This window comes from Streptomyces sp. NPDC059166 (genome assembly GCF_042755185.1).
Classification (GTDB): Bacteria; Actinomycetota; Actinomycetes; order Streptomycetales; family Streptomycetaceae; genus Streptomyces.
Genome location: NZ_JBHZCI010000010.1, coordinates 1 through 21,764, shown reverse-complemented (window position 1 = coordinate 21,764; position 21,764 = coordinate 1). Strand labels below are relative to the sequence as shown.

Below are 21,764 nucleotides of genomic sequence, written 5' to 3'. Positions count from 1 at the left end.
TCCCCTCCACTGCTCGTGCCCGGGGCCTTCCCACGGTGCCCGGGCCCGCGGCCGTGCCGCTGGTGACCGGGGCTCCGGGCGGCTCCGTCACTCCGGGACAGTACGACGCGGAGTCCGGGCCCGTCAGTCGCTCCGGTCGGCGAGTTGGCGGACGGCGTCCGCGAACGCCTCTCCGCGCTTGTTGTAGTTGACGAACATGTCCATGGACGCGCAGGCCGGGGCCAGCAGTACGGTGTCGCCGGGCCGGGCGAGCCGTGCCGCTTCGCTGACCGCCGCGGACATCGCCCCAGTGTCGGTCCGGTCGAGGTCGACCACCGGCACCTCGGGGGCGTGTCGCGCGAGGGCTTCGCGGATCAGCGCCCGGTCGGCGCCCATCAGCACGACGCCTCTGAGCCGCTCGGCGGCCCCGGCGGCCAGTTCGTCGAAGGTGGCTCCCTTGGCGAGCCCTCCGGCGATCCAGACGATCGGGTCGTAGGAGGCGAGGGATGCCTCGGCCGCGTGGGTGTTGGTGGCCTTGGAGTCGTCGATGTAGGCGACCCCGTCCACGTCGGCGACGTGCTCGATGCGGTGGGCGTCCGGCCGGAAGGCCCGCAGCCCCTCGCGTACGGCGACGGGCTGTACGCCGAAGGCCCTGGCGAGCGCGGCGGCCGCGAGCGCGTTGGCGATGTTGTGCGGGGCGGGCGGGTCGATGTCCCCGACCTCGGCGAGCTCCTGGGCCTGCTTCTGCCGGTCCGCGACGAAGGCCCGGTCGACGAGGATGCCGTCGACCACCCCGAGCTGCGAGGGACCGGGCGTACCGAGGGTGAACCCGATGGCCCGGCAGCCCTCTTCGACGTCGGCCTCGCGGACGAGGTCCTCGGTCGCCGCGTCCTGGACGTTGTAGACGCAGGCGACGCTGTTGCCCTCGTAGATCCGGCCCTTGTCGGCGGCGTAGCCCTCCATCGAACCGTGCCAGTCGAGGTGGTCGGGGGCCAGGTTGAGCACGGCCCCCGAGTGGGCGCGGAGCGAGGGCGCCCAGTGGAGCTGGTAGCTGGAGAGCTCGACGGCGAGGACGTCGTACTTCTCCTCGCCGAGCACCGCGTCCAGCAGGGAGACCCCGATGTTGCCGACGGTGGCGGTGCGCAGACCGGCGGCCTGGAGGATCGACGCGAGCATCCGGACGGTCGTGGTCTTGCCGTTGGTCCCGGTGACCGCGAGCCAGGGTGCGGCGTCGGGCCCCCTCAGCCGCCAGGCGAGTTCGACGTCGCCCCAGACGGGGACGTCCGCCTCGGCGGCTGCCAGGAAGAGCGGCTTTCCGGGCTTCCAGCCGGGGGCCGTGACCACGAGTTCGGTGGACTCGGGCAGGGTGTCGCCGTCCCCGAGGCGCACGGTGACGCCGAGCGCCTCCAGTTCGGCCGCCTGCGCGCGGGAGCGCTCGTCGTCCCCGTCGTTGACGACGGTGACGACGGCTCCCCGCTCGTGCAGGGCGCGGGCCGCGGGGATACCGCTGACACCGAGCCCGGCCACCGTGACGTGCTTGCCCTGCCAGTCCACGTTGCTCACTTCTTGGCTGCCCATCCCGCGTAGAAGAGGCCGAGTCCGACGATGACGCACATGCCCTGGATGATCCAGAAGCGGACCACCACAAGGACCTCGGACCACCCCTTGAGTTCGAAGTGGTGCTGGAGCGGTGCCATGCGGAAGACGCGCTTGCCGGTCATCTTGAAGGAGCCGACCTGGATGACCACCGACATGGTGATCATCACGAAGAGGCCGCCGAGGAGGGCGAGCAGGAACTCCGTGCGGGAGCAGATCGCGAGACCCGCGAGCGCGCCGCCGAGGGCGAGCGAGCCGGTGTCGCCCATGAAGATCTTCGCGGGCGAGGTGTTCCACCACAGGAAGCCGAAGCAGGCGCCCATCAGGGCGGAGGCGACGACCGCGAGGTCGAGTGGGTCTCTCACCTCGAAACAGGCTTCCGGATTGGTCAGGGTGGTCGCGTTGGCGCAGGACTCCTGGAACTGCCAGAGACCGATGAAGGTGTAGGCGCCGAAGACCATCACCGACGCGCCGGTGGCGAGTCCGTCCAGACCGTCCGTCAGGTTCACGCCGTTCGACATGGCCAGGATCATGAACAGTGCCCAGACGCAGAACAGCACCGGGCCGATCGACCAGCCGAAGTCCTCGACGAAGGAGAGCTTGGTGGAGGCCGGGGTGTTGCCGCGGGCGTCCGCGAACTGGAGCGAGAGCACCGCGAAGGCGATGCCGACGATCAGCTGGCCGGCCATCTTGGCCTTGGCGCGCAGACCGAGCGAGCGCTGCTTGACGATCTTGATGTAGTCGTCGAGGAAGCCTACGAGCCCCATCCCCGCCATCAGGAAGAGGACCAGGACACCGGAGAAGCGCATGTCCTCGCCGGTGATCACCTTGGCGAGGACGTACGCGATGATCGTCGCCAGGATGAAGGCGATACCACCCATGGTGGGGGTGCCCTTTTTACTGCCGTGCGTGCGCGGGCCGTCGTCCCTGATGAACTGCCCGTAGCCCTTGCGGGCCAGAAGTTTGATCAGCAACGGGGTGCCGACCAGCGTCAGGAAGAGCCCTATGGCTCCGGCGAAGAGGATCTGCCTCATCGGACGGCGACCTCGCCCTCGGTCGTCTCCAGCAGTGCCTGGGCGACCTTCTCCAGGCCGACCGACCGGGACGCCTTCACCAGCACGACGTCTCCCGGGCGCAGTTCACTGCGCAACAGGTCGACGGCCGCCTGTGCGTCGGACACGTGCACCGACTCCTCACCCCACGAACCCTCGTTATATGCGCCCAGTTGCAGCCAGGAGGCTTCCTGCCCTCCGACAGCGACGAGCTTGCTGACGTTGAGCCGGACGGCGAGCCGTCCGACCGCGTCGTGCTCGGCGAGCGACGCGTCGCCCAGCTCGGCCATCTGACCGAGCACCGCCCACGTGCGCCCCCCTCCCGCCTGTCGGGCCTTGCCCATGGCGGCCAGCGCACGGAGTGCGGCCTTCATGGATTCGGGGTTCGCGTTGTAGGCGTCGTTGACGACCGTCACACCGTCCGGACGCTCGGTGACCTCCATGCGCCAGCGGGAGAGGGTGCCCGCCTCCGAGAGCGCCTCGGCGATCTCGGTCACGGACATGCCCAACTCATGGGCGACGGCGGCCGCGGCGAGCGCGTTCGACACGTGGTGCTCACCGTACAGGCGCAAGGTCACGTCGCTGCACCCGGTGGGTGTGTGGAGCGCGAAAGCGGGCCGCCCGTCCTCGGTGAGCCGCACGTTCTCTCCCCGTACGTCCGCTTCCGGGGCCTCCCCGAAGAGGATCACCCGGGCTTTTGTGCGGGAGGCCATCGCCCTCACGAGCGGATCGTCGGCGTTGAGCACGGCGACGCCGTCCTCCGGGAGGCCCTCCACGAGCTCGCCCTTGGCCTGGGCGATCGCCTCCCGGCTGCCGAACTCGCCGAGATGGGCGCTCCCCACGTTCAGCACGAGGCCGATCCGAGGGGGCGTCAGGCCGGTGAGGTAGCGGATGTGCCCGATGCCCCGGGCCCCCATCTCCAGCACCAGGTGGCGGGTGTCGGGCCCGGCGCTCAGCACGGTGAGCGGCAGGCCGATCTCGTTGTTGAAGGAACCCGGCGTCCAGACCGTCGGCGCCTTGCGCTGCAGCAGCTGGGCGATCAGGTCCTTGGTGGAGGTCTTGCCGGCCGAACCGGTCAGCGCGACGACGGTGGTACCGAGGCGCTCGACGGCGGCGCGCGCCAGTGCTCCGAGCGCGGCCACGACGTCGTCGACGACGATCGCGGGGACACCGACGGGGCGGGCGGCGAGAACGGCGACCGCGCCCGCGTCGACGGCCCGCTCCGCGTAGTCGTGGCCGTCGACGCGCTCACCCGCGAACGCTGCGAACAGGGAACCCTGCCGCACCTCCCGGGAGTCGATGACGACGGGGCCGGTGACGACGGCGGACGGGTCCGGCACGTCGTGCGGCCGCCCGTCGACGATTGCGGCGATCTCGGCGAGGGAAAGGGCGATCACTTCGTCATCCCTGACTGTTGTTCTCATGGGTGTGTACGCGGTCCTCGGGGACGCTCCCGGCGCTCGTGCGTCCCAGGGAGCTCTCGATGGCCTCGCGCAGGACCTTGCGGTCGTCGAAGGGGCGTACCACTCCGTGGATGTCCTGCCCCTGCTCGTGTCCCTTGCCTGCCACCAGGACGGTGTCACCGGGCTCCGCCCGGGCGACCGCCGCGGCGACGGCGGCGGCCCGGTCGGCCTCCACGAGCACGTCGCCGCGCTCGTGGACAGGCACCTCGGCCGCGCCCAGGAGCATCGCGGCGAGGATCGCCAGGGGGTCCTCGGAGCGCGGGTTGTCCGAGGTCAGCACGGCGGTGTCGGCCAGCCGCGCCGCCGCGGCGCCCATCGGGCCGCGCTTCGTGGTGTCACGGTCGCCGCCGCACCCGAGCACGATGTGCACGCGGCCCTCGGTGACCTTCCGCAGCGACCTCAGGACCGATTCGACGGCGTCCGTCTTGTGCGCGTAGTCGACGACCGCGAGATAGGGCTGGCCGGCGTCGACGCGCTCCAGCCGGCCGGGGACGCCGGGGACGGCCGCGACTCCGTCGGCGGCGGCCTGCGGGTCCACGCCGGCGACGGCCAGGGTCGCGATGGCGGCGAGGGTGTTGGCGACGTTGAACGGGCCGGGCAGCGGGGCCCGGGCCTTGATCCGCACGCCCTCGGGGCCGATCACGGTGAAGGTGCTGTCCTGGGGGCCGATCTCGACGTCCCGCGCACGCCAGTCGGCGTCCGGGTGGCCCTCCGCGGAGAAGGTGACGACCGGTACGGACGCCTCCTTCACCAGCCTGCGGCCGTACTCGTCGTCGAAGTTCACCACTCCGAGCCTGCTGCGCCGCGGGGTGAACAGCTGGGCCTTGGCCTGGAAGTAGTCCTCCATCCCGGAGTGGAACTCCATGTGCTCCGGGCTGAGGTTGTTGAACACGGCGACGTCGAAGACACAGCCGTCGACCCGGCCGAGCACCAGGGCGTGGCTGGACACCTCCATGGCGACCGCCTCGACGCCTCGCTCGCGCATGACCGCGAACAGGGCCTGGAGGTCCGTGGCTTCGGGGGTGGTGCGCTCCGACTTGATGCGCTCGTCGCCGATCCGCATCTCGACGGTGCCGATCAGGCCGGTGCTGCGTCCGGCACCACGCAGTCCGCCCTCGACGAGGTACGCGGTGGTGGTCTTGCCGGAGGTTCCGGTGATCCCGATCTGGAGGAGGTCCTCACCGGGGTGTCCGTAGATCTCGGCGGCGATCTCGCCCATCCGGCCGCGCGGGTCCCCGGTGACCAGGACCGGGAGGCCGGTGGCCGCCGCCCGGTCGGCGCCGGACGGGTCGGTGAGGATCGCGGCGGCGCCGAGACCGGCGGCCTGGGCGGAGAAGTCGGCGCCGTGGAAGCGGGCACCGGGCAGGGCCGCGTACACGTCCCCCGGGCGTACGGCCCGGGAGTCGTGGGTGATTCCGGTGACCTCACCGGAATCCTGCGGTCCGGCACCGAGCCGGTCTGCCAGCTCTCCGAGGGCGGTCGGCCTGAGCCGGTCCGGTCGGGGCGCTCCCGGGTAGGTCACAGGCGCGTCCTTCTGAGTGGTTTGGCACTGATCAGCGTGGGGCACGGCGGTGAGCGTACCGGGCGGACCCGGCCTCTCGCGAAGTGAGGGCCGGTGGTTGCGGTACTTCTCGTTCCGGTTCCCGGGATCGGGGGTGATGGTCGTCACTGAGGGTTCCCCCGAGTCACTCGCCGGGCTTGAAGGACACCGGCAGCCTGGCTGGATCGCTGCCGGAGGGAGGTGTCTGGAGGGTCTTGAGCGCGAACTCCATGACCTTCTTGTAGATCGGGCCGCAGATCTGGCCGCCGAAGTAGCTGCCCTTGGTCGGGTTCTGGATGGCGCAGTAGACGGTGATCTGCGGGTCGTCGGCGGGGGCGAAGCCGGCGAAGGAGGCGGTGTAGCCCTTGTAGACGCCCCGTACCGGGTCGACCCGGTTGGCCGTACCCGTCTTGCCGGCGACCCGGTAGCCCTCGATGTGGGCCTTGGTCCCGGTGCCCTCCCGGTCGTCCACCACGGACTCCAGCATCTTCGACAGGGTCCTGGCCGTCTTCTCGCTGACCACCCGGGTGCGCTTCGGCGCCTCCGAGGCGGTGTAGCGGCCGTCCGCGTCCTTGGTGCCGCGGACCAGGGTCGGCTCGATCCTGACGCCGCCGTTGGCGACCGTCTGGTAGACCGATGCCGCCTGCATGGCGTTGAGCGAGAGTCCCTGGCCGAAGGGGATCGTGTACTGCTGGGAGGTCGACCAGTCCCCGGGCTTGGCGACGATGCCGGGCGACTCGCCGGGGTAGTCCAGGCCGGTGGTGCTGCCGAGGCCGAACTTCCGCAGGTAGGAGTAGAGCACCTTGTTCGCCTCGGCCTGCGTCTTCCCGAGCTGGCCCGTCGCCAGGATGGTGCCGATGTTGCTGGACTTGGCGAGCACGCCGTTGAGGGTGAGGTACCAGGTGGGGTGGTCGATGTCGTCCCTGAAGAGCCGGTCCCCCCGGTGCAGCCTGTTGGGGACGGTCACGTGCGTACCGGGCGTGGCGACGCCCTCCTCCAGCACCGCGGCCATCGACATGACCTTGCTGGTGGAGCCGGGCTCGTACACGTCCTGGAGCGCCGCGTTCCCCAGCGCCGCTCCGTTGGCCTGGGCGAGGTCGTTGGGGTCGTAGCCGGGGGCGTTGGCCATCGCGAGCACCTCACCGGTCCTCGTGTTCTGGACGATGACGTAACCGCGGTCGGCCCCGGACTTCTCGACCTGGTCGGCGATGGCGCGCTGGGCTGCCCACTGGATGTCGCGGTCGATGGTCAGCTCGACGTCGGTGCCGGCGACCGCGGGGATCTCGGTGGATCCCGCGGTGGGTACGGGACGTCCGCCGGCCTGGGCGTATCGGATCTTGCCGTCCTCGCCCTGGAGCCGTTCGTTCAGCTGCGCCTCGAGCCCGCCGCCGCCCTTGCCCTCGGCGTTGACGAATCCCAGTATCCCGGCGGCGAGGTCGCCGTTGGGGTACACGCGCCTGGTGGTGGGCTCCTGGAGCACCCCGGCCAGCACGTTGGCTCCGGGGCCGCCCTTCGCGGCGTCCTCGGCGGCCTTCTGGGCGAAGGCCGCCTTGAGGTCCTTGATCTGCTTCCACACCTGCGGGGTCTGGCGCCTGGCCAGCACGGTGTACCGGCTCTTGGGGGTCGAGAGCTTCTTGGCCAGCTCCGCCTCCTCCTTGCCCAGGATCGGGGCGAGCAGGGCGGCGGCCTGCTGGGGCGCGTCCGGCGCCTTGCTCTCCTCGGGGGTGAACAGCAGCGGGTCGGCCGTGATGTCGTGGGCGTCGACGCTGGTGGCCAGGGCGATTCCGCTGCGGTCGGTGATCTCGCCGCGCTCGGCGGCGACCGTGTACTCGAGGTAGCGGTTCTTCTCGGCCTTTGCCGCGTACGTGGCGGCGTCGACCGCCTGTACCTGGAGGAGGCGGACGACGAACGCGATCATGACGAGGGTCAGGCAGAGACTGATGAGGCGCAGCCGGGGCCGGGGACTGCCCAGCCGGATGGACTGCCGGGAGCCGCCGCGCCTCGGGGGCGCCGGGCGCCGGGGCCGGCGGCTCTCGGGCCGGGCGGAGGGCCGGGGGCGCCCCGATCCGCCGGCCGCGTTGCGTGGGCGCGCGGGGCCGGGCACCCGGCGGCGCGGCGGTTCCTTCGGGGGCACTGCGTCACCTGCCGGAGCTCGTCGGAAGTGGGGTGGTCGGGGTCGCGGAGGCTGCCGGGGACGACGGCTGCCCGGAGCCGGACGGTGAGGCCGTCACCGTCGCCGCGGTCGTGCTCGTCGCCGGTTCGGGGACCGGGGACGGCTGCGCGGACGCCCGTTCGGGCACACCGCGGACCTTGCCGTCGGGGCCGAGGAAGGCGGGGTTGCCGCCGGGCACCATGCCGAGTTCCCGGGCCCGGCGTTCGAGGGCGTCGGGTTCGGAGTAGCCGTCGACGTCCCGCTGCAGGGCCTGCTGCTCGTCGGTGAGCTCGGTGGTCTCCCTCTTCAGCTTGCTCAGCCTGAACGATCCTTCGTTGAGGGCGGAGTTCAGCAGCAGGAGCGAGATCAGGCCACCGGTGAGCAGCAGCACGACCAGCAGGACGAAGGGGGTGCGGGCGGCTGTGCTCGGCCCCGCCGGCATCAGCCGCGCGAGCCGGCCGGCCCGCCCCTTCATCTGCTCGGCCGCCTTGGTCACCGCGGTGCCACCGTCCTCTTCCGCGTACGGCCGGTGGGCCAGGAGCCGCTCATCGCTCCTCCTCCCGGATCCTCTGGGCACCTCGCAGCCGGGCGGGAGCGGCACGCCGGTTCTCGGCCACCTCTTCCTCCGTGGGCAGTTCGGCACCCCTGGTCAGCAGTTTCAGCCGCGGCTGATAGCGCTCGGGTACGACCGGCAGTCCCGGGGGTGCGGTGTTCGCCGCGCCGGCCGCGAGGACCTGCTTGACGAGCCGGTCCTCGAGCGAGTGATACGAGAGCACGGCGATCCGCCCTCCGACGGCGAGGCTGTCGACGGCGGCCGGAACGGCCCGCTCCAGGACGCGGAGTTCACCGTTGACCTCGATGCGCAGGGCCTGGAAGGTCCGCTTGGCCGGGTTGCCGCCGGTTCGCTTGGCCGCCTGGGGCAGGGAGTCCCGGATCAGTTCGACGAGGCGCGCGCTGGTGTCGAAGGGCTCCTTCTCGCGTTCGCGCACGACGGCCGAGACGATGCGCTTGGCCTGCTTCTCCTCGCCGTACGCGCGCAGGATGCGCACGAGTTCGCCCGGCGGGTAGGTGTTGAGCACCTCGGCCGCGCTGATGCCGGTCGTCTGGTCCATCCGCATGTCGAGCGGCGCGTCCTGGGCGTAGGCGAAACCGCGGTCCGCCTCGTCCAGTTGCATGGAGGAGACCCCCAGGTCGAACAGGACGCCCTGGACCTTGGGGATGCCCAGCCGGTCCAGGACCTCGGGAAGTTCGTCGTAGACGGCGTGGACGAGGGTGGCGCGGTCGCCGTAGGGGGCGAGGCGTTCGCCGGAGAGCCGGAGCGCCTCCTTGTCCCGGTCGAGGGCGATCAGCCGGGCCTCGGGGAACGCGGTGAGCAGCGCCTCGCTGTGTCCGCCGAGCCCGAGGGTGCAGTCGACGACGACCGGGGGCTGTGGTCCGGTCGCCTCCAGAGCCGGGGCCAACAGGTCCAGGCATCGCTGGAGCATCACCGGGACGTGTCGGGTCTGGCTCAAAGCGCCCTCTCAGGCTCTGTCCGCGACGGCCGCACGTGCGGCCGGGTCCCCACCCGCCCGGAAGGGGAGGTCGGCCGGCGCCGGGGAAGGGGCGTCGGCCGGCCACGGGCGGGAGAGGGCCGGGCCGCACGTGCGCCGCACATCACGGGGAAGTCGAAACATGTAGAAATATGCATAATGCGCAGGCAGGTCGGTAACTTCGGGTCACTTTAGTCCACCCTGCCATTCGATCCATTCCCGATCAACGAACGGCGCAGCGCGTCGCACGGCATCGGCGGGCCGGGGGGTCTCACCCGGCCGGACCCACGGGGGTGAGGCTTGTGGGTTCCCTCACAACAAGACCCGTTGATGTTCTTTGTCCCCTTCCACTGCACGCCTGGGGCCCGTGCGGCGGCTAACGTCGTCTCCATGTCGACTTCTGCGCACACTTCCGCCGGGACCGATTCCCCCACCGGCGCGGGGACCGTCACCGACCGTCTCGTCGAGCTCAACACCCGGTACTCGGAGGCGTTCACCGATCCCGGGATGGACGCCAAGCCCGTTCTCCGCGTCGCGATCGTCGCGTGCATGGACGCCCGTCTCGACCTCCACCGCGCGCTCGGTCTGGAACTCGGCGACTGCCACACGATCCGCAACGCCGGCGGCGTGGTGACCGACGACGTCCTGCGGTCGCTGACCATCAGTCAGCGCGCCCTCGGCACCCGCAGCGTCGTGCTGATCCACCACACGAACTGCGGGATGGAGTCGCTGACCGAGGACTTCCGCAAGGACCTCGAGCTCGAGGTCGGCCAGCGGCCGGCCTGGGCCGTCGAGGCGTACTCGGACGCCGACCAGGACGTGCGGCAGTCGATGCAGCGCGTGCGCACCTCGCCCTTCCTCCTGCACACCGACGACGTGCGCGGCTTCGTCTTCGACGTGACGACGGGCAAGCTGCGCGAGATCCCGCCCGTCGCCGCCGCCTGAACCTCCTCGACATACGGACCACATCCGGCATATCGCTCCCACTTGTCCGCAGGCGAGTGACACGAAGCGGTAACGGCAACAAGAATGCGGGTGTGACATCTCTCCGGGTCCTCCGGAGAGTGTCCGTATTTCGGGGCGGGACGGGCGCTTTGCGCGCCGGCCCGTGCACAAGGGGCCGAGGAGGGCCGGGTGACGACCTATGACGATCGAGCGAGCCTCACTGATCTGACCACCACAGCCGAGCGGGTACGCAGGTCGGTCGAGGGTGTGATCGAGGGCAAGCCGGAGGTCGTGAGGCTCTCGCTGACCGTGCTGCTCGCGGAGGGGCACCTTCTCATCGAGGACGTGCCCGGGGTCGGCAAGACGATGCTGGCGAAGGCGCTGGCGCGGTCCATCGACTGCTCGGTCCGCCGCATCCAGTTCACCCCCGACCTGCTGCCCTCCGACATCACGGGCGTCTCGATCTTCGACCAGCAGCGGCGGGACTTCGAGTTCAAGCCCGGCGCGATCTTCGCCCAGATCGTGATCGGTGACGAGATCAACCGGGCTTCGCCCAAGACCCAGTCGGCACTGCTGGAGTCGATGGAGGAGCGCCAGGTCACGATCGACGGCCACTCCTACGAACTCCCCGACCCCTTCATGGTCGTGGCCACCCAGAACCCGGTGGAGATGGAGGGCACCTACCCCCTCCCCGAGGCGCAGCGCGACCGGTTCATGGCCAGGGTCTCGATCGGCTACCCCAGCGCCGAGGCCGAGCTCCAGATGCTGGACGTGCACGGCGGCGCCTCCCCCCTGGACGACCTGCAGCCGGTGGCGCACGCCCACGACATCGTGAAGCTGATCGACGCGGTGCGCACGGTCCATGTCGCGGAGGCCGTCCGCCGTTACGCCGTGGAGCTGGTGGGCGCCACCCGTCAGCACCCGGAGCTCAGGCTCGGCGCCTCGCCGCGTGCCACCCTGCACCTGCTGCGTGCGGCCAAGGCGTCGGCGGCGCTCGCCGGGCGGGACTACGCGCTGCCGGACGACGTCCAGGCCCTGGCGGTCGCGGTGCTCGCGCACCGCCTGCTGCCGACGGCTCAGGCGCAGCTCAACCGCCGCACCGCCGAACAGGTCGTACTGGACATCCTGCAGCGCACGCCGGTGCCGGTCTCGGGCGGTGCGGCCCCCGGGGCACAGCCCCCGCACGGGCCCGGCGCACCGGTGTACGGCCGGCCCGGCGCACGGCGGCTGTGATGACGGCCGGGGCGCCCGGCCCCGTCGACGACAGCGATGCCAAGGGCGGTCTCCGGGCCGCTCTGGGCGGTCTGACCACCCGGGGACGGTCCTTCCTGGCCGCCGGTACGGCGGCGGCGGTCTGCGCCTATGTACTGGGCCAGGGGGACCTGCTCAGGGTGGGCCTGCTCCTGGCGGTGCTGCCGCTGGTGTGTGTCACCGTCCTGTACCGCACGCGCTACCGGGTGGCGGGCAGCCGCCGGCTGTCCCCGTCGCGGGTACCGGCCGGCTCGGAGGCCCGGGTCCACCTGCGCATGGACAACGTGTCCCGGATGCACACGGCTCTCCTGATGCTCCAGGACCGCGTTCCGTACGTCCTCGGCCCCCGGCCCCGGTTCGTGCTGGACCGGGTGGAGCCCGGGGGTGTCCGGGAGGTGTCCTACCGGGTGCGGTCCGATCTGCGGGGCCGCTATCCGCTGGGGCCTCTGCAGCTGAGGCTGAGCGACCCGTTCGGGATGTGCGAGCTGACGCGCTCCTTCAGCGCCTACGACACCCTGGTCGTCGTCCCCCGCACGGAGCCGCTGCCGGCCCTGCGGCTGGCCGGGGAGTCCTCCGGCCACGGCGACGGCAGGCAGCGTTCGCTGGCCCTGGCCGGGGAGGACGACATCATTCCGCGCGGCTACCGCCACGGCGACGACCTGCGGCGGGTCCACTGGCGCTCCACCGCCCGCTACGGCGAGCTGATGGTGCGCCGCGAGGAACAGCCGCAGCGTGCCAGGTGCACGGTGCTCCTGGACACCCGGCGGATCGCCTACGAGGGCGGCGGCCCCGGGTCGGCCTTCGAGTGGGCGGTGTCAGGTGCAGCGTCGGCCCTGACGCACATGGTGGAGCGCGGCTTCGCGGTGCGGCTGGTCACGGACGAGGGGGCGGTGGTTCCCGGTGAGGGTGCCGACGGGTTCACGGGATCACCGCAGGAGTCCGCGGACGCGGTGGGGCTGATGATGGACACCCTCGCCGTCGTCGACCACTCCGACGGGGGCGGTCTCTCCCGGGCGCAGGAGGTGCTGCGCGGTGGCGGTGACGGACTGCTGGTCGCGTTCCTGGGCACGCTCGACGAGGAACAGGCGGCGCTGGTCGCGAGGATGCGGCAGCGCAGCCGCAGAGCCGTCGCGTTCGTGCTGGACGGCGACGACTGGGCAGGGGGCGGGCCGGGGCCCGGCCCCGGACCCGCGATGCCCGGGCATCTGCGCCTGCTGCGTGAGGCGGGCTGGACGGCGGTGACGGTGCGGCCCGGTGCCGAACTCGCCCGGCTGTGGCAGCAGGCGGGGCAGGGTGACCCGGGCGCACCGGCCCCGGCGGCCGGTGCCGCGGGCGTCCCCGGGGGGTGGTCATGAACCGGCGTATCCGGCTGACGCTGTGCGCCTTCGCCGCCACGATGATGGCGTCGGGCGCCCTGGTCCCCTTGGTGGACACCTCCGCCTGGGTGCTGCAGGCCGCCCTCATGCTGGCCGTCCAGAGCGGCGCGGGCGCGCTCGCCCGCCGTATCCACCCGGCGCGGGTGCTGACGGTCTCCTTCCAGGTGATCGTCACCCTGCTGACCCTGACCGTGGCCTTCGCCGCGCCGTACGCCATGTTCTCCGTGGTGCCGGGCCCGCCGGCGGTCCAGCACCTCGCCGACCTGCTGTCCACGGGCGCGGACGACGTCAGCAGGTACGCGATCCCCGCACCGGCGACGGACGGCATCCGGCTGATGCTGATCGGCGGGGTGCTGCTGATAGGGCTCGCGGTGGACGTCCTCGCGGTGACGTTCCGCGCGACGGCTCCGGCCGGTCTGCCGCTGCTGGCCCTGTACTCGGTCGCCGCCGGGCTCTCCGACGGCGGGGCGGGATGGCTCTGGTTCCTGCTCGCGGCCGGCGGGTATCTGCTTCTGCTGCTGGCCGAGGGCCAGGAGCGGCTCTCGCGGTGGGGCCGTGTCTTCGGCGGGGTGTCCCGTACGTCGGGCGGCCTGGCGGACGGGCTGAGCGGACCGGGGCGGTCCGTGGCGCCCGTGCGTACGGGCAGGCGCATCGGAGCTGTGGCGCTCGGCATCGCCCTGGCGGTGCCGGCGGCCCTGCCCGCCCTGGACGGCGGGCTGCTCGGCTCGGCAGGCGGTGGGGGCGGCAACGGGGGCGGCGGGGGCACGATCTCCGCGGTGAATCCGCTGATCTCCATGCAGGACAACCTCAACCAGCCGGAGAACCGGGAGGTGTTGTCCTACCGCACCGATTCCGGGAGCCCGCAGGACTTCTATCTGCGCATCCTGGCCCTGGACCAGTTCAGCGGCGGTGAGTGGCGTTCGTCGACCAGGCGGCTGAGCGACGTCCCGGAAAGGCTGCCGCAGCCCGCCGGGCTGAACGGGGACGTCGGAGTCACCGAGGTCCGGACGAACATCTCGGCGTCGCGTTCGTACCAGCAGACGTATCTGCCGCTGCCCTACCCGGCGAGCCAGGTCGAGGTGCCGGGGCGCTGGCGGTACGAGCCCGAGGGGCGCACCCTCGTGGGCGACGAGGGGCAGACCACGGGCGGCGCACGCTACGAGGTCCGGAGCCTGGTGGTGGAACCGACGGCCAGTCAGCTCGCGGGGGCGCCGGCACCGCCCTCCGAGGTGGTCCGTGAGTACACGCGGGTGCCGTCCTCGCTGCCCGGCGTGGTCGAGGACACCGCACGCAAGGTCACCGAGGGTGCCGACAACGACTACGAGCGGGCGGTGAAGCTGCAGGACTGGTTCGCGTCGGAAGGCGGCTTCCGGTACGACACGTCGGTGACCTCCGGCACGGGCACCGCGGCGATCGAGCGCTTCCTGAAGGCCAAGGAGGGATTCTGCGTCCACTTCTCCTTCACCATGGCCGCGATGGCCAGGACCCTGGGCATCCCCGCCCGGGTCGCGGTGGGCTTCGCGCCGGGCACGGTCCAGACGGACGGCTCCGTCTCGGTCGGCCTGCGGGACGCCCACGCCTGGCCCGAGCTGTACTTCGAGGGTGTGGGCTGGACCAGGTTCGAGCCGACGCCGTCGCGCGGCAGCACGCCCGCGTACACCCGGCCCGACGTCCCCACGCAGAGCCCGGGCGCCACCGCACAGCCGACGGACGGCGCCTCCGTCGCACCGTCGGCCGCCCCGTCCGCCTCGGAGTCCTGCCCGCCGCAGATGCGCCGACAGGGTGAGTGCGGCGTGGCGGCGGCCGCCGGGGCGTCCGACTCCTCGGACACGGGCTTCCCGCTGGGCACCGTACTGCTGTGGGTCCTCGTCCCCCTGGCCGTGCTCGTCCTCCTGCTGCTGCCGATGCTCTGGCGGCTCCGCGCCCGGCGCGGGCGCCTCGGGCCCCCGGCGGGGCTCCGGGCGTCGAGGCCGTCCGACGGGGACCTGACGGCCCGGCCGGGAACCGGCGGTACGTTCCCGGACGACGGGCTGCGGGGCCGGTCCGCCTCCCCGGTGGGACGTACGGCCGCCGACACGCCCGTACGGGTACTGGCGGCGTGGCGGGAGATCACCGATACGGCCTGGGACCACGGCATCCCGCCGGACGATTCGCTGACCCCTCGCAAGGCCGCTGCCCGGGTCGTGAGGCTCGGCGGTCTCGACGGTCCGGCCGTCGCCGCGGTCCATCGCGTGGCGGGATCGGTCGAGCGGGTGCTGTACGCGCCGGAGCCGGGGCCCGTCGCCTCGCCCGCCGAGGAGGTGCGGGTGATCCGGAGGGGCCTCGCGGCGGCGGCCGGCCGCTGGGGCAGGCTGCGGGCCACACTCGCGCCACGTTCGGCCGTTCGGGTGATCTGGGCGGCTTCGGAACGCCGCGCGGAGATCGCCCGCGGCTTCTCCGCCTGGATCGGGCGCCACCCCTGGGCCGCACGGCTACGCCCACCGTCCCGGCAGCAGGGCTGAGGGCCGGGGCCGTTCCGGGGCCGGGGGCCCGCCCGGCGGCGGTGGGCAGGGCCGTCGGGCCGCCGGATCTGCCCCCCCCTGGTCAGGGACCGGCGCGGAGGGCTTGGCCGCCCGGCCACCCGCCCGACGCCTGGCAGCGCCCGGTCCCAGGGCCTGGCTGCCGGGTCCTCCGCCCACGCCGGGCCCTCGTGGCCGGAGACCAGTTGCCCCGGATCCGGCGGCCGGACCGGGGCGGTCGCTTGATCACGGCCGCAGGATCGGGCCCGCCGAGTGGGGGCCGGCCGAGTGGGGGGCCGAGGGCAGCTGACGAGATCCGGGACCTGTCGCCGGATCCCAGCCGCCGGGAACCGGCTGTCGCCTTGCCGGGGCCAGGCCGCGAACGTGGGGGTGGGGGGGGGGGGGTGTTTGCGGGCGGGGGGGGGGCGCGCCCCGGGGGCCCCCGCCCCCGCGCCCGGGGGGGGCGCCCGCGCCTCACAATCCCCGTCGGGCCCACCCTTTTCGGCAGTCGAACTCCTGTGCATCTGGACGGTGTCGTCCTGGAATGTCGACGGACGTGTAACACGGGTTACCGCGCCCCCGTGCTGCGGCAACCTCCCCGGCATGACCAAGAACGCCCCGCTGTCCCCGCACCCCGTCCACGAACCCGCCCACCGCGTGCAGTCCTCCGCACAGCTGCGCGCCCGAGGCGTGTCGGCCGCGCAGACCGCCGCGCAGTGTCTGCCGGGCGGCTCCTGGCAGCAGTTGCTGCCGAGCGTGTACCTCCTGCACCCGGGTCCGCCCACTCACGAGGACCGGGTCCGCGGCGCTCTGCTCTACGCGGGGCGTCCTCCGGCGGGCGCGCGGCGCACGGTGCCCGCCCAGTCGGGCCCCGGCTACGGAGAGGCCATGGTCACGGGTCTGGCCGCGCTGGCCCTGTACGGCTTCGCGTCCGCTCCCCCGGTGATCGCCCTCCACCGGATCGACGTCCTGGTCCCGCGGACCAGGCGTCTGCGCTCCACCCGGTTCGTCCAGGTGATCCGGTCCGCCTCCCTGCCGAGGCCGCAGCGCCGCGAGGGGGTGCCACTCGCCCCGGTCGAGCGCGCTCTGGCCGACGCGGTGGGAGCCCTGACCGACGCCTCCTCCGTCCGCCGGATCGTGACCGAGGCGGTGCGCGACGGCCACTGCGAACCGGCCTCGGTCGTACGGGAGCTGAGCGCGGCGAAGCTGCTGGGGCGCCCGCACGTCGTGGACGCCGTGGACACGCTGCTCGTCGAGGGCCGCGCGGTCGCGGAGGGCAGGCTGTACGCGATGGTGCGCGCCCACCGCCTGCCGGAGCCGCTGTGGAACGTGGAGCTCTCCCTGCCGGGCGGCGGGTTCCTCGGCGGGGTGGACGCGTTCTGGCCGGAGCAGGCCGTCGCGCTCGAACTGGGCGCCCGCTCCCCCGGCCAGGAGCACGTCGCCTTCGCCGCGGAGCGGGAACACCTGGAGCGGCTCGGGGTGACGGTGGTGCGGGTGACGCCGCAGCAGTTGCGGGACTCCTCGGCACGGTCCGCGGTGGTGCTGCGCACGGCGATGATGGCGGCCGAGGACCGTGAGCCCGCCGCGTACGTGGTGGTCCGCCCGCGGTAGTGGCGTGATCGGTCAGGTGGCGGATCTACGCCATGTCCCCTTCTCGCCCCCGTCAGCTCTCCACAAACCCCTGTCCGGTAGGAAATGCTGAGCGGTCATCCGGTACCGAATTCCGGACTCTCTCTTTCTTTCACCAACAGGGATGCTGATGACCAAGGAATCCCCCAGCTCCATACCGGGGGCCAGACGCGCGGCCCGTATCGCGGCCGCGGCCGGCCTCGTGGCCGCGCTGGCCGCCTCCGGTGCCGCTCCGGTGTTCGCCGCCGACGACCCGGCCGCCTCGCCCGTGAAGCCCGCCGCCACCAGCGCGAAGGGCGACAAGCTGGGCCGGGCCGACGCCGATGTGCTGGCGAAGGCCGAGGCCAAGGGCGAGAAGAACGTCACCATGATGGTCGCCACCACCCCGGGTGCGACCGAGCAGGTGGCCCAGCAGCTGGACTCCGTCAAGGGGTCCGTCGTGGGCAAGACCTACGACAAGCTCGGCTACGTCCGGGCCACCGTGCCCACGGCGACCGCCGAGGCCACCATCAAGGCGGCGCAGAAGCTCTCCTCGGTCCAGGGCATCGATCTCAAGCAGGAGATCAAGCTCGACGACCCGACGCCCGCGGGCGACCGGGCGACCGGCGCGAAGCAGGAGAAGTCGACCGGCAGTTACCCGGCACCGGGGAAGAACACCCCCGCCGAGAACCCGTACAACCCGTCGTTCGAGACGGGTGCCGTCGACTTCGTGAAGCAGCACCCGAAGGCCGACGGCCGCGGGATCACCATCGGTGTCCTGGACTCCGGTGTCGACCTCGGCCACCCGGCTCTGCGGAAGACCACCACCGGCGAGCGGAAGATCGTCGACTGGGTGACGGCGACCGACCCCGTCAGCGACGGCGACGGCACCTGGCTGCGGATGACGGCCGACGTGGCCGGCCCCACCTTCACCATCGGTGGCCGCACCTACTCCGCCCCCAAGGGGTCCTACAAGATCCAGCTCTTCTCGGAAGCCGCCACCAAGGGCGGCGACATGGCCGGGGACCTGAACCGGGACGGCGACACCACCGACGTCTGGGCCGTGCTCTACGACCCGGTCGCCGGCACCGTCCGCGTGGACCTGGACAACGACGCCGACTTCGGCGACGAGACCGCCATGAAGCCGTACAAGGACAAGTACCAGGTCGGCTACTTCGGCACGGACAACCCGGCGACCCAGGTCGTCGAGCGCATCCCGTTCGTCGTCGAGGCCCGCAAGAACGTCGTCTACAACGCGGCCGGCGACACCGCCGACTACGTGAACATCGGCGTCATCGAGAGCGAGCACGGCACCCACGTCGCGGGTATCACCGCGGCCAACGGCCTGTTCGGCGGCAAGATGAACGGTGCCGCCCCCGGCGCCAAGATCGTCTCCTCGCGCGCCTGCACCTGGTCGGGCGGCTGCACCAACATCGCGCTGACCGAGGGCATGATCGACCTCGTGGTCAACCGCGGTGTCGACGTCGTCAACATGTCGATCGGCGGCCTCCCGCCGCTGAACGACGGCAACAACGCCCGCGCCGAGCTCTACAAGCGGCTCATCGACGTCTACGGCGTCCAGCTGGTCATCTCGGCCGGCAACGAGGGCCCGGGCGTCAACACCATCGGTGACCCCGGCCTCGCCGACCACGTCATCTCGGTGGGCGCGTCCATCTCCAAGGAGACGTGGGCGGCCAACTACGGCTCGAACGTCACCAAGAAGTACGACATGCTGCCCTTCTCCTCGCGCGGTCCGCGTGAGGACGGCGGCTTCACGCCGACCCTGACGGCCCCCGGCGCGGCGATCAACACCACCCAGACCTGGCTGCCCGGCAGCCCGGTCAAGGAGTCGGGCTACACCCTGCCGGCCGGCTACTCCATGCTGCAGGGCACCTCGATGTCCTCGCCGCAGGCCGCCGGTGCGACGGCGCTGCTGCTGTCCGCCGCGAAGCAGAAGCACATCGAGCTGCCCCCGGCCGACCTGCGGACCGCGCTGACCAGCACCGCCACCCACATCAAGGACGTGCCCGCGCACGCCCAGGGTTCCGGTCTGATCGACATCGTCTCCGCGTGGAAGATGATCGAGAAGCAGGGCGCCCCGGCGCACGAGTACTCGGTGAAGGCCCCGGTCGACACCGCGATCGACTTCGCACTGAAGGAGCCGGGCTTCGGCACCGGCCTGTACGACCGTGAGGGCGGCCTGCAGGCCGGCCAGAAGAAGTCGTACGACGTCACCATCACCCGCACCACGGGTCCGGACAAGGACGTCAAGCACAAGCTGTCCTGGAAGAACGACGACGGCACCTTCTCCCTGACCGGTTCGAGCACCGTCTCGCTGCCGCTGGGTGAGCCGGTCACCGTCAAGGTCCAGGCGAAGCCCCGCACGGCCGGTGTCCACAGCGCGATCCTGCAGGTGGACGACGCGAAGACGTCCGGCATCGACCAGCAGATCCTCGCGACCGTCGTGGTCGCCAAGGACCTGGTGAAGCCGGGCTACTCCTTCTCCACGACCGGTTCGGTGCAGCGCAACGGCACCACGTCGTACTTCCTGAACGTCCCCGAGGGCGCCAAGACCCTCGAGGTCGCGATGAGCGCCCTGCGCTCGGGCAGCCAGACGCGGTTCATCTCCATCCACCCCTACGGGGTCTCGGTGGAGGACAGCTCGACGATCTTCTGCTACCCGAACTACGAGAGCCCGACCAACACCTGCCGCCCGGACACGCGCTCCTACAAGGACCCGCAGCCCGGCGTCTGGGAGATCGAGGTCGAGGCCCGCCGTACGTCGCCGCTGCTGGACAACCCGTACAAGCTGGATGTCTCGCTGCTCGGCGCCACCTTCGACCCGGCGGTGCAGACGCTGCCCGAGGCGAAGATCGGCACCCCGGCCGCCGTCGACTGGACGGTGACCAACAACGCGGGTGACCTGAAGGGCTCCCTGAAGGGCGGCACGCTGGGTTCGGCCGCCGTCGCGCGCCCCTCGATCAGCACGGGCGGCGAGTACACCCGGACGGTCACCATCGGTGCGGGCGTCGAGAAGCTGGACGTCGCCATCGGCAACCCCTCGGACGCCAACGCCGACATCGACCTGTACGTCTTCAAGGGCGCCACGCAGGTCGGCGCCTCGACGACGGCGGGCTCGGAGGAGTCGGTCAGCCTGGTGAACCCGGCGGCCGGCACGTACACCGTGGTCATCGACGGGTACGACGTCCCGTCCGGCACCACCGAGTACGACTACCGGGACGTGTACTACTCCCCGTCGCTCGGTGAGATCAAGGTCGACGAGTCGAAGGCCGTGAACCTGGCCAACGGCGCGTCCGCCGAGGTCGGCGCCGATGTCGTCGTCGCCGGTGCGGCCCCCGAGGGGCGGCAGTTCTTCGGCGAGGTCCAGCTGGTGAACGCCCGCGGCACCGCGGCGGGCACCGGCAGCGTCGTGATCGGCAAGGTCACGCCGTAGCCGTAGGGACGGTGTGATCCGCACGACACCGGAAGACCGTGGGGCGGGTGCTCGCAAGGGCGCCCGCCCCACAGCCGTGTGCGGGGGCCGTCCGCCTGCCGGACAATGGATTGGACAGGGAGGCCGTGGACATACGCATCATGGACCGGCAACCGTGCCCGTTCGCGTCTGTGAGGGAGTTCTCGTGAAGGTCGGAATCGTCGGCGCCACCGGTCAGGTCGGCACAGTCATGCTCAGGATCCTGGCCGAGCGGAAGTTCCCCGTCGCCGAACTGCGGCTCTTCGCCTCCGCGCGCTCCGCCGGCTCCACCATCGCGTACGAGGGCAAGGACGTCACCGTGGAGGACGCCTCGACGGCGGACTACACCGGGCTGGACATCGTGCTCTTCTCCGCCGGTGGCGCGACCTCGAAGGCGCTGGCCGAGAAGGTCGCCTCCCAGGGCGCCGTGGTGATCGACAACTCCTCCGCCTGGCGCAAGGACCCCGAGGTCCCGCTGGTGGTCTCCGAGGTCAACGCGCACGCGATCGCCGACCGCCCCAAGGGCATCATCGCCAACCCGAACTGCACCACGATGGCCGCCATGCCGGTGCTGCGCCCGCTGCACGAGGAGGCGCAGCTCGACGCGCTGACCGTCGCCACGTACCAGGCGGTCTCGGGCTCCGGTCTCGCCGGTGTCGCCGAGCTGCACGGCCAGGCGTCCAAGGTCGTGGCCGACGCGGACAAGCTGACCCACGACGGCGAAGCGGTCGACTTCCCGGAGCCGGGCGTCTACAAGCGCCCGATCGCCTTCAACGTGCTCCCGCTCGCCGGTTCGATCGTCGACGACGGCTCCTTCGAGACGGACGAGGAGCAGAAGCTCCGCAACGAGTCCCGCAAGATCCTGGAGATCCCCGGCCTCAAGGTCTCCGGCACCTGCGTCCGGGTCCCGGTCTTCTCCGGCCACTCCCTGCAGATCAACGCCCGCTTCGCCCGCCCGATCAGCGTCGAGCGCGCCTACGAGCTGCTGAAGGACGCCGAGGGCGTCGAGCTCTCCGAGATCCCCACCCCGCTCCAGGCAGCCGGCAAGGACGCCTCCTACGTGGGCCGCATCCGCGTGGACGAGACCGTGGAGCACGGCCTCGCGCTCTTCGTCTCCAACGACAACCTGCGCAAGGGCGCCGCGCTGAACGCGGTCCAGATCGCGGAGCTGGTCGCGGCAGAGCTGAAGGGCTGACGCCGGCGCGTCTCCACCGTACGAGGAGGGGCGGGGGGGCCCGGGGGGGGGGGGGGGCCCCCCCCACGGGAGGCCGCCCCCGCCGGAGGGGCGGTGGGGTGCGGGGAC

14 protein-coding genes are annotated in these 21,764 nt (G+C 71.9%); 7 read left to right on the top strand and 7 right to left on the bottom strand.

The window, feature by feature from the left end; all coding sequences use genetic code 11:
* Positions 1 to 123: 123 nt before the first annotated feature.
* Genes murD through rsmH form a run of 7 tightly spaced genes read right to left on the bottom strand, consistent with a single transcriptional unit; the run spans position 124 to position 9,293 of the window.
* Positions 124 to 1,557 carry a UDP-N-acetylmuramoyl-L-alanine--D-glutamate ligase gene (gene murD / locus ACFXOA_RS09895; RefSeq protein WP_385024505.1) on the bottom strand — a complete coding sequence of 478 codons (1,434 nt, stop codon included), beginning with the start codon at positions 1,555 to 1,557 and terminating at the stop codon, positions 124 to 126.
* Positions 1,539 to 2,609 carry a phospho-N-acetylmuramoyl-pentapeptide-transferase gene (gene mraY, locus ACFXOA_RS09890; protein WP_385024503.1) on the bottom strand — a complete coding sequence of 357 codons (1,071 nt, stop codon included), beginning with the start codon at positions 2,607 to 2,609 and terminating at the stop codon, positions 1,539 to 1,541. Before mraY ends, murD begins: the two co-directional genes overlap by 19 nt.
* Complete coding sequence (murF, locus tag ACFXOA_RS09885; RefSeq protein WP_385024501.1) at positions 2,606 to 4,024, bottom strand: UDP-N-acetylmuramoyl-tripeptide--D-alanyl-D-alanine ligase; 1,419 nt, start codon at positions 4,022 to 4,024, stop codon at positions 2,606 to 2,608. Before murF ends, mraY begins: the two co-directional genes overlap by 4 nt.
* A gap of 4 nt (positions 4,025 to 4,028) precedes the next feature.
* Positions 4,029 to 5,759, bottom strand: a complete 1,731-nt coding sequence (locus ACFXOA_RS09880; protein ID WP_385024499.1) for a UDP-N-acetylmuramoyl-L-alanyl-D-glutamate--2,6-diaminopimelate ligase — start codon at positions 5,757 to 5,759, stop codon at positions 4,029 to 4,031.
* Positions 5,760 to 5,775: 16 nt separating this feature from the next.
* Positions 5,776 to 7,764, bottom strand: a complete 1,989-nt coding sequence (locus tag ACFXOA_RS09875; RefSeq protein WP_385024497.1) for a peptidoglycan D,D-transpeptidase FtsI family protein — start codon at positions 7,762 to 7,764, stop codon at positions 5,776 to 5,778.
* A gap of 4 nt (positions 7,765 to 7,768) precedes the next feature.
* A complete protein-coding gene (locus tag ACFXOA_RS09870) occupies positions 7,769 to 8,278 on the bottom strand; it encodes a septum formation initiator family protein (protein WP_385024495.1) in 510 nt (169 codons plus the stop codon).
* Positions 8,279 to 8,327: 49 nt separating this feature from the next.
* Positions 8,328 to 9,293, bottom strand: a complete 966-nt coding sequence (gene rsmH, locus ACFXOA_RS09865; RefSeq protein WP_385024493.1) for a 16S rRNA (cytosine(1402)-N(4))-methyltransferase RsmH — start codon at positions 9,291 to 9,293, stop codon at positions 8,328 to 8,330.
* A gap of 408 nt (positions 9,294 to 9,701) precedes the next feature.
* On the opposite strand from rsmH, the gene ACFXOA_RS09860 reads away from it, so the two are divergent.
* The 7 genes from ACFXOA_RS09860 to ACFXOA_RS09830 all read left to right on the top strand — a co-directional run bounded on the left by ACFXOA_RS09860 (position 9,702) and on the right by ACFXOA_RS09830 (position 21,656).
* Positions 9,702 to 10,256, top strand: a complete 555-nt coding sequence (locus ACFXOA_RS09860; protein ID WP_385024491.1) for a beta-class carbonic anhydrase — start codon at positions 9,702 to 9,704, stop codon at positions 10,254 to 10,256.
* 189 nt (positions 10,257 to 10,445) lie between these two features.
* Positions 10,446 to 11,489: an AAA family ATPase gene (locus ACFXOA_RS09855; protein WP_385024489.1), complete on the top strand. Its 1,044-nt coding sequence runs from the start codon at positions 10,446 to 10,448 to the stop codon at positions 11,487 to 11,489.
* Positions 11,489 to 12,862, top strand: coding sequence for a DUF58 domain-containing protein (locus ACFXOA_RS09850; RefSeq protein ID WP_385024487.1), 1,374 nt, complete (start codon positions 11,489 to 11,491; stop codon positions 12,860 to 12,862). The genes ACFXOA_RS09855 and ACFXOA_RS09850 overlap by 1 nt, the downstream gene beginning before the upstream one ends.
* Entirely contained in the window at positions 12,859 to 15,384 is a 2,526-nt protein-coding gene (locus ACFXOA_RS09845) for a DUF3488 and DUF4129 domain-containing transglutaminase family protein (protein WP_385024486.1), read from the top strand. Before ACFXOA_RS09850 ends, ACFXOA_RS09845 begins: the two co-directional genes overlap by 4 nt.
* 600 nt (positions 15,385 to 15,984) lie before the next feature.
* Positions 15,985 to 16,992: a hypothetical protein gene (locus ACFXOA_RS09840; protein WP_385024484.1), complete on the top strand. Its 1,008-nt coding sequence runs from the start codon at positions 15,985 to 15,987 to the stop codon at positions 16,990 to 16,992.
* Positions 16,993 to 17,134: 142 nt separating this feature from the next.
* Positions 17,135 to 20,443, top strand: coding sequence for a S8 family serine peptidase (locus tag ACFXOA_RS09835; RefSeq protein ID WP_385024482.1), 3,309 nt, complete (start codon positions 17,135 to 17,137; stop codon positions 20,441 to 20,443).
* A 184-nt stretch (positions 20,444 to 20,627) separates the two neighbouring features.
* Positions 20,628 to 21,656, top strand: coding sequence for an aspartate-semialdehyde dehydrogenase (locus ACFXOA_RS09830; RefSeq protein ID WP_385024480.1), 1,029 nt, complete (start codon positions 20,628 to 20,630; stop codon positions 21,654 to 21,656).
* The last annotated feature ends 108 nt before the right edge of the window (positions 21,657 to 21,764 follow it).